Here is a 16,474-nt window from a genome sequence, read left to right as displayed (position 1 = left end):
GGGCGAGCCATGAGAAACCGCCCGCGCTTTCGCGTGTTTCCTCGAAAACCGGCGGCCGCCGCGCCTCGGCGGCGGCATCTTCACGCGCCCGAACCCCGTGAAAACTCGGAGCATTCAGGCTTTCGCGACAGAAACTAGCTAAACCCACGGAGCCGCGCCTGGGTTCCCACCACCACTGGGCGAAGGAGCGGCTCCGTGACCGGGGAGCCCGATGACCACGGCGCACAGATCGCCCGAAGTATAACCCTCGGAAGTATGACCCCCCGAAGTATGACCGGTGGTCGGCGAAGGCGCGTCCTTCCCGGGTTCGGGGATCAGCGCCGAGTCGTCAGGACGACGCCGGCGATCACCACCGTGGCGCCGACGGCGTGGTACCAGCGGATGGGCTCGCCGAGGATCCCCCACGAGAGCCCGATCACCAGGAACGGGATGAGGTTGGTGAAGACCGCCGCGCGCCCTGCCCCCACCGTGCGGATGCCCTGGTAGAACCAGAGGTGCCCGAGCGTCACCGGGAAGGCGCCGTAGAGGACCACGCCCCAGCCGGCCCAGCCGGCGCGCGCGAGCGGAGTCCACCCCTCGACTGCCAGCGCCAGGGGCAGCAGCAGCGCGGAGGAGACCACGTGGGACCCGGCCATGATGGTCACGGGCGCCAGCTGCGTCGTCGTCGCCCGGCTGTAGAGGGCGTAGGTGACCCAGCCGATCTGGGAGGTCAGGATCAGGAGGTCGCCGCGGTTGAAGGAGAGGGTTCGCAGCGTCTGGATCGAGCCGTGAGAGATGGTCAGGACCACGGCAGCCACGGTCAGCGCGATGCCCGCCATGCTCGCCCGCGACATCCGGTCGCCGAGCCAGAGCGCGCCGATCACGGCGACGACGGCCGGAGCCGCCGCCCCCAGGATGCCCGCGTTGATCGGGCTCGTGTACTTCATCCCCCAGAACCAGATCGTCGTGTTGCACACGAGCCCGGTCAGGGAGAGGACGATGAAGGTCTTGTAGTCGCTGCGCCTCAAGGTCGGCAGGGGGCCCTGCAGAAACCGCGCGAGGAGGAGGAGCACGGGTGTCACGAGCACGGCGCGTGCGGTCGTCAGCGTGATCGGGCCCAGCTCTGCGAGACCGATCTTGCTCGCGGGAAAGTTGCCGGCCCAAAGGAGGGCGACCAGTGAGAGCAGGATGTACGCGTCTCGGTGGCTCATCGGAGTGTCGTGCGCGTGAGGCGCCAGAGATGGTTCGGCCCTGCCGGGATGGGGCCGACAGGGCCGAGCGCCAGAACGGGCGCCTTACTTCTTCTTCTTCTTGGCTGCCTTCTTCTTTTTCGCCATCGTGTCACCCCCTCCCGCACCCGCGCGTCCCGCGGTTAGGTCGGTCTTGTCGAGACTCTACGGGCAGGCCCTGAGGAGTGTCAAGGAAAAAATACACCATGCGGGGTAGAGAAGGCGATCGGACCCCATATCTTGGGGACCGCGTTGGGGGGCCGCGACGCCGCCAACGGAGCGCTAGCTCTCCTCGCGCACCGAGGAGGGTTTGCGGTGCTCGCGACGGCGGACGAATTCCTGGTTGAGCGCCATGCCCTTCTTGCACATCGGGCACTGCTCGGGCGGATATGTCGGGAAGTCGCGGCTCACGAGGCTGAAGATCTCCTTGCCGGCGACCTCCGCCTTCTTCGTGCGGCGCCAGAGGGCGCCGATGCCGATGACCTGCCCTCCCAGCTCCTCGACGAGATCGCTCAAGAGCTTGACCGTGGTGCCGGAGCTGACGAGATCTTCCACGATCAGCACCTTGGTGGCGGGGCGGATCAGCCGGTGAAACTCTGAGGGCAGCGTCACCTTGCGCTTCCCCGCGCTCACGCCCTTGGTGCCGTACATGAGGGTGGGGCGCGACGGGTGGGCGCGCGCCACGCAGTGGGACAGGATGAGCGCCCCGGGGCCGGTCGAGAGCACCACGTCGATGGGCCACGGGGCGAAGTGCTTGGCGATGACGGCGCCCAGCCCTTCGGTGAAAGAGGCCTCGGTGGTGACCAGGGTCTTTTCGATGTACTCGCTCGTGTGCTGCCCGGACGGCAGGAGGATGTGGTCGTTGGCGTGGTAGGCGCCGGTGCGCTTGAGGATTTCCAGGTGGATCTTCTCGCGTACTTCGGCGTCCATGCGGGCGTTGTCCTTCGCGGTCGGCGGGGTCATGGACGCTTAGGATGACGGCCGGGGCGAGGCCTTGTCAATGCCAAAGATGCCCGGTACTGGGCCAATTTGCTTCGCCAAATCTACTCAGCCCTCGCCTCGCGGCGAGACCGCTCAGCTCGAATCTCCACGTTCTCGGTCGCCAGCGGCGCTCAACGTACACTCACGTACGCGAGGCAAAGCTGGCTCCCTCGGGCGTGGCCGTTCGAGCTGAGGGGCGTAGCCCCGAGGCGAGAGCTGAGTTGGTTTGGCTCGCAACTTGGCCCAGTACCCAGCGCTAAACTGATCCACCGGCGCCGCCGGGATTCCGCCGCGTGGTAGACTTTCTGGATTATGAAGCTGCTCGCCGTCGAGAGCGCCACGCTGTCGGGCGGGGTCGCGCTGCTGGACGACGACCGCGTGCTCGGCGAGATCACGCTGAACATCGCCATCACGCACTCGGAGCGCCTCATGTCGGCGGTGGACCGCCTGCTCGCCGACTGTGGGCTCGCCCCGGCGGATCTGGACGGTCTCGCCGTCTCCGTGGGGCCGGGCTCCTTCACGGGGCTCCGCGTGGGCTTGGCGACCGTCAAGGCGCTTGCCATGGCGCTCGACCTGCCGGTGGCTCCCGTGCCGACGCTCGACGCGCTCGCCGCCCGCCTGCCCTTCGCGGATGCTCCCGTCTGCCCCATCCTCGATGCGCGCAAGGGAGAGGTCTATCTCTCGTTGTACCGCTGGAGCGGGAGCGGGATGGAGCGGCAGTGGGACTACCTGGCGCTGCCGCCGGAGTCGGCGGCGGCGCGGCTCGAGGCGCCCGTTATCCTGCTGGGCAACGGGATCGAGGCCTGCCGTCCCTGGCTCGATCGGCTAGGGGCGGGCGCTCGGGTCGCCCCGGCCGCCCAGCGAATGCCCTCGGCGGCCGCCGTGGCCGTACTCGGGCGCGCTGCGCTCGTCGCGGGCGGCGGCGTGAGCGCCGAGGCCCTGGCGCCGCTCTACCTCCGCCCGTCGGAGGCCGAGCTCAAGTCGCGGCGGGGCTGACCGGCGTGGACCAGGAGCTGACTGCGGCCCCGATGGCCGTGAGCGATCTCGACCAGGTGCTCGACATCGAGCGCGCGTCCTTCCCCACGCCCTGGACCCGTGCGGCCTTCTGCTACGAGATCGAGCAGAACAAGGTCGCCCGCTGCACCGTGCTGCGCGGCCGGCGCGGGATTGTCGGCTACCTGTGCCTTTGGGAGATCGGCCACGAGATCCACATCACCAACCTGGCCGTGCATCCCGAGTTGCGGCGGCGCGCGGTCGGTCGTCGGCTGCTCGCCGGCGCGCTGGCTGAGGGGATCACGCGCGGCGTGGCCCTGGCGTTCCTCGAGGTGCGCCCGAGCAACACGCGGGCGCTGGCGCTCTACGAGAGCCTGGGGTTCCAGGTCATCGGTAGACGCACGGGTTATTATTTCGACACCGGCGAGGATGCCCTCGTGATGGAGGCGCGGCTGGGCGGCGATGCCGCCCAGGCCGTGGCTGGGAACCGGAGCGCGGGTCCCTGAGTTATTCCCGCGACGCGCGACATCCGCGCGGGTCTACGTAACCCCCTGGGGGAAGAGACTGATGATGCGACGACTCATCGTGGCTGTGCTCGCCCTGGCCGTGGCCCTGCCGGCCTGGGCATCGGCGGAGCCGATCAATCTCAAGATGCTGTCGAACTATTCGCGCGCCACGTTCAAGACGGACGCGCCGCTCGAGACGATCGTGGGCACCACCGCGGGGCCCGCGGTGACGGGCAATCTCACCGTGGATCCGCTCAAGCCCGGAGGCGGCACAGGCGTGATCAAGGTGGACCTGACCACGCTCACCAGCGGCCTGGCCAAGCGTGATGCGGACATGCAGCAGCCCCAGTACCTCGACACGGCCAATGAGGCGAACAGGTTCGCCGTCTTCGAGATCAAGAGCATCGACATCGAGGGGCAGCTCGAGCCGGGCAAAGAGGTTCTGGCCAAGGTCCGGGGCATCCTCACGATCAAGCAGAAGCCCTTCGAGACCGTGGCCGATGCTCGCGTGACCTATATCAGGCTCACGCCCGCGCAGGTCGAGGCTCAGAAGCGGTTCGGCTTCACCAGCGACAATGTCAAGGCGAGGATCCGATTCGGCACGACCTTCAGCAACCACGGCATCACGATCCCGCAGTTGATGTTCCTCAAGCTCTCGAACGAGATCCAGCTCGAGACCGACCTGACCTTCGTCAAGCAGTAGCCGTAGCGGCGCCCCGGAGAGGCTTGCCGCGTCTCCGGGGCGCCGCCCCAAATCTGCTAGAATCGCCGGGTGCCTCCCCCCGAGCCCGCTCCTCAGCAGAAGCTCGTCGAGCGTATGTTGGCGGGCGACCGTCTCGCGCTGGCCCGCCTCATCACCCGCGTCGAGAACCGCATGCCCGGCGTGGCCGAGATCATGCGCTCCGTCCAGCCGCGCCTGGGCCGCGCGCACGTGCTGGGAGTCACCGGGCCTCCGGGCGCGGGCAAGTCCACGCTCGTTGACCGGCTCACGGCCAGGCTCCGCGCCGAAGGCGCCAGCGTCGGCGTCATCGCCGTCGACCCGTCGAGCCCCTTCACGGGCGGCGCCGTCCTCGGCGATCGCATTCGCATGCAGGCGCACACCCTCGATCCCGACGTCTTCATCCGCAGCATGGCCACCCGCGGCAGTCTCGGAGGCCTCGCCGCCGCGACGGGAGACGTCATCAAGCTCATGGACGCCTTCGGCTTTCCGTGGATCCTCATCGAGACGGTCGGCGTCGGGCAGACGGAGCTCGACATCATCAGACAGGCGGACACCACGGTCGTGACGCTCGTGCCCGAATCCGGCGACTCCATCCAAGCGATGAAGGCCGGGCTCATGGAGGTGGCGGATATCTTCGTGGTGAACAAGGCCGACCGCGACGGGGCGCATGCGCTCATGGCCGAGCTGAGCTTCTCGGTGCACCTCCATTACTCGAGCAGCGTGTCGGCCAAGGACATCGACTGGGAGATCCCCGTGCTGGCCGCCCAGGCGACCAACGACGTCGGCGTCGCCGAGCTGCTGACGGAGGTGAAGCGCCACCGCCGGGCCCTCGAGGAGGCGGGCGCGCTCCAGAAGCGGCGCCAGGCGCGACGGAGGGCGGAGCTGCGCACGCTCCTGGTCGAGGAATTCGCGGGGCGCGTGATGGCCGCGGTCGAGCGGGACCCGGAGCTGATCGCGGTGGTCGATGCCGTGGCGGGCGGTACGCTGGACGCCTACTCCGGGGTGGAGCGCATCCTGGCGCGGCTCCTGCGCCAGCCTTGACACCTCCAGGGCCGCAACGCACTATGAAGCCCAACCGTCGCCCCGAACGGAGGTTTCGCTACCCGAACGGAGGTTTCGCTAAATGTCGCCCTCGCACCAGTGGTATGGGGTCATCCCCGGTGCGGTGTTTTTCTACGCGCTGATCGTGGTTGCCGTCGCCCTCTTCGCGCGCCGGGCGGCCTTCCTCGTCCGCCTCATGCTGATCGGAAAGCCGGCCGCCCGGTGCGACCACGTGCCCGCGCGCCTCGGCTCCGTCATCGTGAACGTCCTGGGCCAGGCGAGGCTCCTGCGCGGGGACTTCTGGCCCGGGCTCATGCATGCCACGATCTTCTGGGGCTTCTGCATCCTGACCCTCGGCACGATCGAGTTCTTCGGCAAAGGGGTGACGGAGGCGTTCTATCTCCCGCTCCTTTCGAACACGCCGGCCTACCTGATCCTTCAAGATGCCTTCAGCCTGGGGGTCATCGCGGCCATCGCGTATGCGATGTTCCGCCGGCTCGTGACCAAGCCGCGCCGCCTGACGATGTCCACCGAGGCGCTGCTGATCCTGCTCCTGATCTTCGGTCTCATGGTGACGGACCTGGCCGCCGACGCCGGCCGGATCCTCCTGGCCCCGGCCCCGAGCGACCACTGGCAGTTCGCCGGCCGGGCGTTGGCGCTCGTCTCGGCAGGGCTCCCCCACGGGGCGGTGCAGGCGCTCTTCCACGTGTCTTGGTGGCTCCATGCCGTGCTCCTCCTGGGCTTCCTGGTGTACCTGCCGTACTCGAAGCACCTGCACATCATGGCCGCCCCGTTCAACGTGTTCTTCGGGCCGCAGACCCCGAAGGGCCAGTTCCCGACCGCGGACCTGGAGAACGCCGAGAGCTTCGGAGTCGGCGCAGTGACGGAGTTCACCTGGAAGGACCTCTTCGACCTCTACAACTGCACGGAGTGCGGGCGGTGCACGTCCGGCTGTCCTGCCAACGTCAGCGGCAAGGAGCTGGACCCGAAGTGGCTCATCCTCAACCTTCGGGATCACCTCCTGGAAGGCGGCCAGGGGCTGCTCGCCCCAGGGCCGCTCGCCCCAGGACCGCTCGCCAAGGCCGGGAACGGAAGCGCCGAGACGGCCCATGAGGTGCCCATGGTGGGCGGGGTCATCAAGGACAACGTCCTCTGGGCCTGCACGACCTGCCGCTGGTGCGTGGACGCGTGCCCCGTGTTCATCGAGCACGTGCCGAAGATCGTGGATATGCGGCGCTGGCTCGTCTTGACGGAGTCGCGCTTCCCGGCGGAGCTGCAGCCCACGTTCCGCAACCTCGAGACCAACGGGAACCCGTGGCAGATGTCGTGGCAGACGCGGGCCGACTGGGCGAAGGACCTGGGTGTCAAGGTCATGAGCGACGTGAGCCAAGCCGAGTACCTCTACTGGGTCGGCTGCTACGGGTCTTTCGACGAGCGCAACAAGAAGGTCGCGCGGGCCTTCGTGAAGCTCCTCCAGGCCGCCGGAGTGGACTTCGCCATCCTCGGCAACGAGGAGAAGTGCACGGGCGAGCCGGCCCGTCGCCTGGGGCACGAGTACCTGTACCAGACGCTGGCCCAAGGGAACATCGAGATCCTGAAGCGCTACCGGTTCCAGACCATCGTCACGGCGTGCCCCCACTGCTTCAACACGATCCGGAACGAGTATCCGGACTTCGACGGCCGCTTCAAGGTGATCCACCACAGCCAGCTGCTGGACGAGCTGGTCGCCTCGGGACGGCTTCGCGTCAAGCGCGACCGTACCGAGCGGATCACCTATCACGACGCGTGCAACCTGGGCCGGTACAACGACGTGTACGAGGAGCCGCGGCGGGTGCTGGCCTCCACGAGCCGGGGCGACTTGCTCGAGATGAGCCTCAACCGGAAAAAGGGCTTCTGCTGCGGCGGCGGGGGCGGCCGCGCGTGGATGGAGGAGAACGAGGGCCGCCGCGTGAGCCAGGTGCGCGTGGAGCAGGCCATGGAGGTCAAGCCCGATATCCTGGCGTCGGCATGCCCCTTCTGCCTGACCATGTTCGAGGACGCGGTGAAGAGCAAGGAAGTCGCCGACAAGATCAAGACCAGGGACATCGCCGAGGTGCTTGCCGAGAGCCTCGAGTAGGCGCGCGGTGGACTCGGCCTACCAGGAGATCATCAGGCGGCGCCTCGAGCTGCCGCTCCACGAGGGACCGGACAAGACCGCGACCCTCGAAGAAGGCGTGCGCCGCCACGTCGAGGCCGGCGACACGCTCTACTTTGCCGCCGCCCACGGCCGCGCGAATGCGGCCGTGCGCGAGATCGCGCGCCAGTGGTGGGGCAAGACGCCCGGCTTCACGCTCGCCGCCGTCGGCATCGGGTCTCCATGGACCGCGCTCATCCACGGGAAGCTCGTCCGCCGGGCCATCACGACCTTCATGGGCGAGGGCTACCCCTTCCCGACGCCGCAGGCGCTCATCTCCCGTGCCGTGCTCGAGGGCCGCCTCGAGGTGCAGAACTGGTCCATGCTGACCTTCCCCCTGCGCCTGCTGGCGGGCGCCATGGGCGTGCCCTTCCTGCCGACGAAGTCGCTGCTCGGCTCCTCCATGGAGGAGGACAATACGCGGGCGGGGGACTTCCTCGCGGTCGACGACCCCTTCGGCGGCCCCGGGCGCGTGGGCTACGTGCGCGCGCTCGTGCCGGACGTGGCGCTCGTTCATGGATGGGTGGCGGATCGCGCGGGCAACGTCATCATTGGGACGCCGATGAACGAGAACCTCTACGGCGCCATGGCCGCGCGCCGGGGGGCGGTGGTAACGGTGGAGCGCATCGTGCCGACCGAGTTCATCCGCCGCCACGCGCACCTCGTCAGGCTTCCCGCCCAGTACGTGCGGGCGGTTGTCGAAACGCCGCAGGGCTGCCACCCGGGCGGCATGTACGGCATGGGCCTGCCAGAGCTCGAGGGCTACGCTGAGGACCTCGACTGGATCCTCGAGTGCCGCCGCGCCTTCAGGAAGCCGGAGACGGCGGACGCGTGGATCAAGGAGTGGATCCTCGACGTCCCGACGCACGAGGCCTACCTCGCCAAGGTCGGCTACGCGAAGATCATGGAGACCAAGGGCAGGGCCGACACCGACGCGTGGGTGCCCGAGCTCGAAGCGCTCTCCTCCGCGCTGCCCCCGGTGGGCGCGCCCGCCACCGCGCCCGAGTGGATGGTGGTCGCGGCGGCGCGGATGCTTCAGGAGAAAGTGCGCGCGCACGGCTACAAGACCTTCCTCGCCGGTGTCGGCAACTCCAACCTTGCCGCGTGGCTCGCCGGCTATGAGCTCAAGCAGTCGGGCGTGGATGTCGAGATCATGGCCGAGACGGGCATGGTCGGCTACCTGCCGCGCCCTGCCGAGCCCTTCGTCTTCTCGTTCCGCAATTTTCCCACGTGCAAGATGCTGACGGACATCCTGCACGTCATGGGTATCTTCATGGGCGGGCGCCACAACGCGTGTCTCGGCTCGCTCGCCGCCGGCCAGATCGACAAGTACGGCAACATCAACTCGACCATCATCCCGGGGAAGACGTACGTCACCGGCTCGGGCGGAGCCAACGACATCACCTCCTCGGCGCGGGAGGTGGTCGTGTCCCTGCTGCAGTCGCCGCAGCGCTTCGTGGACAAGGTGCCGTACATCACGGCGCCCGGCAGGACCGTGCGCACCGTGGTGTCGGATCTCGGCGTCTACGAGAAGGAGCACGAGGACGGCGCGCTCAGGCTCACCGGCGTCTTCGGCAACCGGCCCGAGGCGCAGGCGGTCGAAGCGGCGCGCGCGGCCTGCGGCTGGGATCTCGCCGTCGCGCCCGGGCTCAGGCGCTTCGAGCCGCCGACCGCGGAGGAGCTCGCGCTGATCCGTCTCTTCGATCCGCGCCGCTACTTCCTGGGCTGATGACGCCAGCTTGGGTGATGCGCCAGCCTCCTCTTCCCCCCCTCCCCTCCGGGGAGAGGGTTGGGTGTGGGGCAGAGGGTGAGGGGCATATGATCGGCATCCTGTCCGTAGGCGGGCACGTTCCGAGGTATCGCCTCTCGGGCAAGGCGCTCGGCGCCGTGTGGGGCGGCGCGGGAGCCGGCGGCGAGCGCGCCGTCGCCAACTACGACGAGGACAGCCTGACGATGTCCTGCGAGGCCGTGCTCAACGCGCTGAACGGGCGGGATATCAAGAGCATCGGCGCCTGCTTCCTCGCCTCGACCTCCGCGCCCTATGCCGAGAAGTCGAGCGCCGCCATCCTGGCCACGGTGGCGGATCTGTCTCCCGAGGTCCTGACGGCCGACCTCGGCGGCTCGCTCCGCTGCGGCACGACGGCGTTGAGACTCGCGCTCGACACGGTCAAGGCGGGCTCGGCCGCGCAGGCGCTGGTGGCCGCGGGCGACGTGCGCCCCGTGGCGCCGGGCACCGCGGAGGAGGCCCAGCTGGGTGACGGCGCGGGAGCGGTCCTGGTCGGCAGCGGGGATGTCATCGCGAGCTTCGAGGGCGCCTACACCGCGAGCCACGACTTCACCGATGTGTGGCGGCTGCAGGGCGACCGCTACCTGACAGTGCTGCCGGACATGACCTTCGTTAGGGCCTACGGCCTCGACAAGCACATCGCCGAAGCGGTGGAGGGCGTGCTGAAGGCGACCGGGCGCAAGCGCGAGGACATCGCCAAGGTCGTCCTGTACGCTCCCGACGCGCGCACCCACGCGGCCGTCCTCAAGCAGCTCAAGCTGCCGGAATCGGCCATACCGAAGGAGTCCGTCATCGGGCGCGCCGGCAACACGGGCTCGGCCTCGTGTCTCCTCGGCCTGGCGGCGGCGCTGGAGGAATCGAAGCCGGGCGACCAGGTCCTCGTCGTCTCCTACGGCAGCGGCGCCGAGGCGCTCCTCTTCCAGTGCACCGAGGCGCTCGCCAAGGTTGTCATCCACCGGCCGGTCTCGGCCCAGCTCGCCGGCGGCGTGCCGCTCCCGCACTACGGCAAGTTCCTCAACTTCCGCCGCCACGTCGAGACGGAGGTCATTCGCGCTTTCGCCAGCGTGCCCACGGCGGTGCGCGAGGAGAAGCAGAACCTGCGGCTCTACGGCCAGAAGTGCGGGGACTGCGGCGCCGTCTCCTACCCGCGCCGGCATCTCTGCTGGCAGTGCTCCTCGAAGAAGCTTGCCGACTACAAGATTTCTCGGCGCGGGAAGGTCTTCACGTTTACCAAGGACCACCTCGTGCCCAACCCCGACCCGCCGACCGTGATGGTCTCGGCGGACCTCGAGGGCGGCGGCCGCTTCTACGGCCAGCTGACCGACTGCGATCCCGCGACGGTCGGCTTCGAGATGCCCGTGGAGCTCTGCTTCCGCCGGATCCACGAGGGCGAGGGCTTCATCAGCTACTTCTGGAAGTTCCGGCCCGCGTGAAGTGGTTGGTTTTCTTCAAATACCTCGGCGATCTGCCGGCCCGGCGTCGTCGCCTATCGTCGCACCGACGGTGACCCAGCGACGGAGCGGAACGAATCAACAGCGAGGGCCGGGGCGGGACGCCCGGGCGCGGCCCGGCCCCGCTACTGGACGTGGGCAGCGCTCATGCGCCGGGCCTTCGGCTGGGATGTCCTGCGCTGTCCGCGCTGCGCCGGGCGGATGCAGCTGACGGCCACGATCGACGACCCCGTCGTCATCCAGCGGATCCTCGCCCATCTCGGGCGCCCGGGTGCGAGGGCCGGCCCGCGGCCTCCGTCCTCCGGTGCTGCGGCACGAGCCGAGCAGCAGGCCCTGCCTGACATGACCCTGTCACAGGTGCCGGGAGCCCGGGCGACCGCGGCGGTCTGTGTGGGCGCCCCGGTGGACGGCGCCCGCTCGCCGCCTCGAGGCTCCGGTTTAACTTGTCACGTGCGCGCTGACAGGATCGGCGCGAGATGCCACGGGTCATCCGCGCTGTGACAAGGCCCCCAGGGCCGCCGGGTCGGAGAACAGGCGTTATGTTACTTACGCGCCTCCACGTTCTTCATCGTGTGACCTCCTGCCGACAGCCTAGCGCAAAACCGCGAGCCGCGTGGAGCCGGAAGTCGGAAGGATGGACACCCGCCATGATCCCGCCGCCCCCTTGACACGAACCCGGGGGGAGAGGCACATTAGGCGTCCAGTCGTGACGCGCACGCCTCGGCGTCATGACCTCGGCCGGCGAGCCACGACGACAGCCGCGACTCGCGCGGCATGGCGTCGAGGCCAGCGTCACTCGCAGAGCTCACAAGGAGGTCTCGTGATGACACCTACGGGAAACGGCGCCGCTCTCTCCGATGAGATCATCGCCCACTGCGGCGACCGCGCCGCGGCCTACGACCGGGAAAACCGGTTCTTCACCGAGGACTTCGAGGAGCTCCGCGCGGCCGGCTATCTCAAGATCGCCATCCCGAAGGAGCTCGGCGGGCACGGCATGTCGCTCGCGGACGTGTGCCGCGAGCAGCGGCGGCTCGCCTACCGCGCGCCCGCTACCGCGCTGGCCACGAACATGCACCTCTACTGGACCGGCGTGGCCGCCGACATGCGGAAGATGGGCGACGCCTCCCTCGAATGGGTACTGCGCGAAGCCGCGGCCGGCGAAGTCTTCGCGGCCGGCCACGGCGAAGCCGGCAACGACCTTCCGCTCTTCCTGTCGACGGCCAAGGCCGAGCGTGCCGACGGCGGGTACAAATTCTGGGGGCACAAGACCTTCAGTAGCCTCACGCCGGTCTGGACGCGCTTGGGCCTGCACGCCATGAATGCCGCCGATCCCGGCGGACCGAAGATCGTTCACGCCTTCCTGCCGCGCGAGGCCAAGGGCTACACCATCAAGGAGACCTGGGACACCCTCGGCATGCGGGCCACCCGCAGCGACGATACGCTGCTCGACGGCGCCTTCATCCCCGACAAGTACGTCTCCCGAGTGGTCCCGGCCGGCACCGCGGATCTCTTCGTCCTCGCCATCTTCGGCTGGGCCGAGCCGACCTTCGGCAGCATCTACCTCGGCCTTGCCGAGCGCGCGCGTGACATCGCCGCCGCCGGCGTCAAGAAGCGGACCTCTCTTGCGCTGACGCGTTCGATGGCCTATCACCCGGAGGTCCAGCGCTGCTTCTCCGACATGCAGCTGGCGCTGGAGTCGGCCGGAGCGCAGGTCGACCGCGTCGCCGAAGATTGGTCCACCGGCGTCGATCACGGCGCCCAGTGGCCGATGAAGCTCGTGGCGGCCAAGCACAACGCCGTCGAGGCCGCGAAGAAAGTCGTCGACCTCGCCATGGCTGTCTCCGGCGGGGGAGGCATGTTCAAGTCCAATGAGCTGGAACGGCTCTATCGGGACGCGCGCTGTGGCGGCTTCCACCCGGCGAACACGCTGCTCGTCCACGAGATCGTCGGCAAGACCGTCCTCGGCATCGAACTGGGCGAGCAGCCGCGCTGGGGATAGGCAATCATTCCTCTTAAAAGGAGGCTGAGACATGCCGCTTTATCTGGACGTGCATAACAAGATCGATGGTTTGACCACCGACGGCGTCGCGGAGGCCCACCGGAAGGACCTGGAGGTTCAGCAAAAGCACGGCGTCAACTACTTGAGGTATTGGTTCGACGAGGGAACGGGCAAGGTCTTCTGCCTCGTCGAGGCTCCGAGCAAGGAGGCCGCCGAAGCTGTGCACCGGGAGTCGCACGGTCTCATAGCGGACGAAATTATCGAGGTGAAGGAAGGGAGCTAGCGAGCGCGGCGGCCAAAGACCGCATTCCAAGGTTCTCCGCGAGCGTGAGGGCCGCGCGATAGTGCTCGCTCGATTTTTCGACATCCGGGGAGGTGCCCTTCCCCGCCAGCTCCCCAAGCAGCCGCAAGGCATATGCCTCGTGTCCCCGCTCACCAAGCCGTCTCGCCAGCTCTAGGGCGTGCAGTCCAAGCCGTGTCGCAACCTCCTCGTGACCCAACAGCAGATGCGCCTGAGCAAGCCACACGAGCCGCAGCGCATGGTTGGCAACGAACTCCATGGCCTCGGCGCGCCCGACGGCGTCCTCCAGGAGGCGGAGACCTTCTTCGCGCCGGCCGGCGAGCGCGTACGCCCAGCCGAGAGGCGCGGCCACGAACGGAAACAGGAGCGGGATATCGGACAGGCGGCCGATCACCAGGCCGCGCTCGAGGGGTCCGATCGCACTCCCGCAATCACCTCTGAGTATGTCGAGCGTCCCTGTTCCTGCGTGGGCGAGGACGAGGCTGAATGCATGATTTTCGGCCTCGGCGATTGCGGTCGCCTCCTCGGAATGCGCTGCCGCCTCGTCGAACTCTCCTTGCTCCGCCAAGCAGAGTGTCAGCCACACGCGAGAGAAGACCGCCGGGAAGCCGGCCAACCCGAAGGTTTCCCGCCGGAGGTCGCCGTCGAGGAGCGTCACGTTGCGCTTGAGAGCGTCAGCCGCTTTCGAGTAGTCACCGAGTGAGTGGTAGATTTGTCCGAGCCGGTAGTCGTTGGTGATCGTCCGCCCGAAGTTCCGGAAGCTCGCGAGGAGGGCTCGTTCCCGGAGAGCCAGAGCGAGGGCACGGTCATGCTCCCCACGCCACCACAGATGGCCGGGCGTCTCGGGCCCGCCGAGTACGGCGTCGATGCTCGGCTTGGATGCGGAGGGGTCGGTCTGGTGAAGATAGTGAAGCGCCTTGTCCCACACTTCGCCCCGGAAGGCGTGGTGGGCGAGTCGGTCGGCGTGCTCGGCCAGACGGTCCGCATACACTCGTTCGATGACGCCGACGATCCGGGCGTGGATTGCGCGGCGGCGGTCTTGAAGCAGGCTGCCGTAGGCCACTTCGTGGGTCAGCGCGTGCTTGAAGGTGTACTCGAGATCGGGGAACAGCTTCGCTTCGTAGACGAACTCAGCGGCCTGGAGCCGGGCAAGGCCGCGCCGGACGTGGTCCTCGGGCTGCTCGGAGGTCTCGAGCAGCAAGGCGAGCGGTAAGTCCTTACCGATGACGGAGGCTGCCTGGAGGAGCTGCTTGTCCTCGGGCGGGAGGCGGTCGATACGCGCAGCGAGAATCGCCTGGACGGTCGGTGGAACCTGGATCGCGATGGGATCTTTGCCGAGCCGGTACCCCCCACGCTCACCAATGAGAACCTCCATCTCAACGAGCGCCCGGACGCTCTCCTCGAGGAACAGGGGGTTCCCTTCCGTTCGCTCGATCAGCAGACGCCGGAGCGGGCGGAGCTCAGCATTGTCACCAAGCAGAGTCTCCAGGAGAGCTTCGGCGGTGTCCGGCGGAAGCGCATCGATCCGGAGCTGCCGGTAATAGGTCTTGTTCCCCCACGTCTGCTGATACTCCGGGCGGTAGTTCACCGCGAGCAGGACAGAGGCGGTCGGGAGGCTCTCGACGACGGCGTCGAGCAGCGCTTGTGTCTCGGCGTCGATCCAATGGAGGTCCTCGAAGACGAGGAGCAGGGGTTGGCTGCGGCTCTCCCGAAGCACCACCCGCTTGACTGCGTCCAGCGTGCGCTCGCGACGCTCAGCGGGATCGAGCGCCAGGAACTCGTGATCCTTGGGGAGGGCGTCAAGAAGCCACAGGAGCGGCGCGATGCTGTCCTTCAGGGCTTCGTCGAGCGTGAGGACATTGCCGGTCACCTTGGCGCGAACTGCCCGCGTGTCATCCCGGTCGGCGATCTTGAAGTAGCTCTTGAGGAGATCGATCAATGGACGGTACGGCGTTGCCTTGCCGTACGACACCGAGCTGGACTCGAGGACGAGCCAGTCCTGGGTCCGATGCGAGTGAATGAATTCGTAGAAGAGTCGCGACTTGCCGACTCCAGGCTCCCCTACCACCGCCACGATCTGACCGCGCCCGCCGCCGGCTTGCTCGAGCGTCTGGCGGAGCTGATCGACCTCGGCGTCTCGCCCGACGAAGCGTGTCAACCCGCGCGCCATCGAGGCCTGGAGTCGCGTACGGGCAGTGCCGACCCCCGTGACCTCATAGATCGGAACGGCCTCCGCAAGGCCCTTGATCGGCGTCGGCCCGAGCGACTTCACCTGTACAAACCCTTCGGCTCCCCGCAAGGTGGTCTCGGACATCAGCGTGGTGCCGGGCCGGGCGAGCTGCTCCAAGCGTGCGGCGAGATGCGTGGTCTGGCCCACGGCCGTGTAGTCCATGTGGAGGTCGTTCCCGATCGACCGCACCACCACCTCGCCCGAGTTGAGGCCGACGCGAATCTGGACATCGGCGCCGTGGGTCCGCCGCAGCTCCTCGGCGTACCGGGCGACAGTCTCCTGCATCCGCAGCGCCGCGTAGCACGCCCGCACCGCGTGATCCTCGTGCGCCAGCGGCGCCCCGAAGAGTGCCATGATCCCGTCGCCCATGACCTGATTGACCGTGCCCTCGTAGCGGTGGACGGCCTCCATCATCCGCTCGAGGACAGGGTCGAGGAGCTCGCGCGCCTCCTCTGGATCACGGTCCGCGAGCAGCTCCATCGAGCCCTTGAGATCGGCGAACAGGACGGTGACGGTTTTCCGCTCGCCTTCCAGAGCAGCCTGGGACGTCAGGATCTTCTCGGCCAGATGCTTCGGCGTGTACCTGTCCGGCGCGGCAAATCTGGCGGCCGGGGCGGCGCGGAGCGGCGCGGCGCATTGCCCGCAGAACTTGTTCTCGGGCGGGTTCGCCGCGCCACACGCGCCGCAAACCGACGCGAGCGGCGTGGCGCATTCCCCGCAGAACTTCGCGCCCACCGGGTTGTCGTGCTGGCACCGGGAACACTTCATGCCGTCACCCTCTTGCACACGTTCCGTGAGCTTAGTCGCCCGGGCGGGACGGGTCAAGGACGGTCGGCAACCCATCTCCCAGCTTGCCGGTTCTGCCGCACGATATCTGGGAGGGCCCGTGTCCGCCGGGCGGAGGCAGCTGATGGCCACGATCGACGACCCCGCCGCTATCCAGCGGATCCTCGCCCATCTCGGGCTCCCGGGTCGAGGGCCGGCCCGCCGTCCCCGTCCTCCGGTGCGCAGGCGCGAGCCGAGCCGCCGGCCCTGCCTGACATGACCCTGTCACAGTGGCCGGGAGCCCGGGCGACCGCGGAGG

At 68.3% G+C, this 16,474-nt stretch carries 12 protein-coding genes; 9 read left to right on the top strand and 3 right to left on the bottom strand.

Annotation, left to right across the window (positions count from 1 at the left end):
* Positions 1-314: 314 nt before the first annotated feature.
* Complete coding sequence (locus tag Q7W02_05920; GenBank protein ID MDO8475724.1) at positions 315-1,190, bottom strand: DMT family transporter; 876 nt, start codon at positions 1,188-1,190, stop codon at positions 315-317.
* Positions 1,191-1,490: 300 nt separating this feature from the next.
* Positions 1,491-2,138 carry a phosphoribosyltransferase family protein gene (locus tag Q7W02_05915; protein MDO8475723.1) on the bottom strand — a complete coding sequence of 216 codons (648 nt, stop codon included), beginning with the start codon at positions 2,136-2,138 and terminating at the stop codon, positions 1,491-1,493.
* A 363-nt stretch (positions 2,139-2,501) separates the two neighbouring features.
* Here Q7W02_05915 and tsaB point away from each other — a divergent pair, with 363 nt between their 5' ends.
* From tsaB to Q7W02_05870, 9 genes are all read left to right on the top strand, one after another.
* A complete protein-coding gene (tsaB, locus tag Q7W02_05910) occupies positions 2,502-3,185 on the top strand; it encodes a tRNA (adenosine(37)-N6)-threonylcarbamoyltransferase complex dimerization subunit type 1 TsaB (GenBank protein MDO8475722.1) in 684 nt (227 codons plus the stop codon).
* Positions 3,186-3,217: 32 nt separating this feature from the next.
* On the top strand, positions 3,218-3,688 hold the full coding sequence (gene rimI / locus Q7W02_05905; protein ID MDO8475721.1) for a ribosomal protein S18-alanine N-acetyltransferase: 471 nt from the start codon (positions 3,218-3,220) through the stop codon (positions 3,686-3,688).
* Positions 3,689-3,749: 61 nt separating this feature from the next.
* Positions 3,750-4,391, top strand: a complete 642-nt coding sequence (locus Q7W02_05900; GenBank protein ID MDO8475720.1) for a YceI family protein — start codon at positions 3,750-3,752, stop codon at positions 4,389-4,391.
* A 69-nt stretch (positions 4,392-4,460) separates the two neighbouring features.
* Positions 4,461-5,450, top strand: a complete 990-nt coding sequence (gene meaB, locus Q7W02_05895; protein ID MDO8475719.1) for a methylmalonyl Co-A mutase-associated GTPase MeaB — start codon at positions 4,461-4,463, stop codon at positions 5,448-5,450.
* A gap of 82 nt (positions 5,451-5,532) precedes the next feature.
* Positions 5,533-7,566, top strand: coding sequence for a (Fe-S)-binding protein (locus Q7W02_05890; GenBank protein ID MDO8475718.1), 2,034 nt, complete (start codon positions 5,533-5,535; stop codon positions 7,564-7,566).
* Between the two features lie 7 nt (positions 7,567-7,573).
* Entirely contained in the window at positions 7,574-9,352 is a 1,779-nt protein-coding gene (locus Q7W02_05885) for a CoA-transferase (GenBank protein ID MDO8475717.1), read from the top strand.
* An 89-nt stretch (positions 9,353-9,441) separates the two neighbouring features.
* Entirely contained in the window at positions 9,442-10,842 is a 1,401-nt protein-coding gene (locus Q7W02_05880) for a 3-oxoacyl-[acyl-carrier-protein] synthase III C-terminal domain-containing protein (GenBank protein ID MDO8475716.1), read from the top strand.
* Between the two features lie 841 nt (positions 10,843-11,683).
* Positions 11,684-12,859 (top strand): acyl-CoA dehydrogenase family protein, encoded by a 1,176-nt coding sequence (locus Q7W02_05875; GenBank protein ID MDO8475715.1) that lies wholly within the window; start codon positions 11,684-11,686, stop codon positions 12,857-12,859.
* 31 nt (positions 12,860-12,890) lie between these two features.
* The gene (locus Q7W02_05870; GenBank protein ID MDO8475714.1) at positions 12,891-13,142 is read left to right on the top strand and encodes a DUF4242 domain-containing protein; all 252 of its coding nucleotides are present in this window, start codon (positions 12,891-12,893) and stop codon (positions 13,140-13,142) included.
* Here Q7W02_05870 and Q7W02_05865 read toward each other — a convergent pair.
* Positions 13,117-16,158: an AAA family ATPase gene (locus tag Q7W02_05865; GenBank protein MDO8475713.1), complete on the bottom strand. Its 3,042-nt coding sequence runs from the start codon at positions 16,156-16,158 to the stop codon at positions 13,117-13,119. The genes Q7W02_05870 and Q7W02_05865 overlap by 26 nt on opposite strands.
* Positions 16,159-16,474: the final 316 nt, after the last annotated feature.

Source organism: Candidatus Rokuibacteriota bacterium (assembly GCA_030647435.1).
GTDB lineage: Bacteria > Methylomirabilota > Methylomirabilia > Rokubacteriales > CSP1-6 > AR37.
Note: the sequence above shows the minus strand (reverse complement) of the source record. Positions and strands in the feature narration are given on the sequence as shown.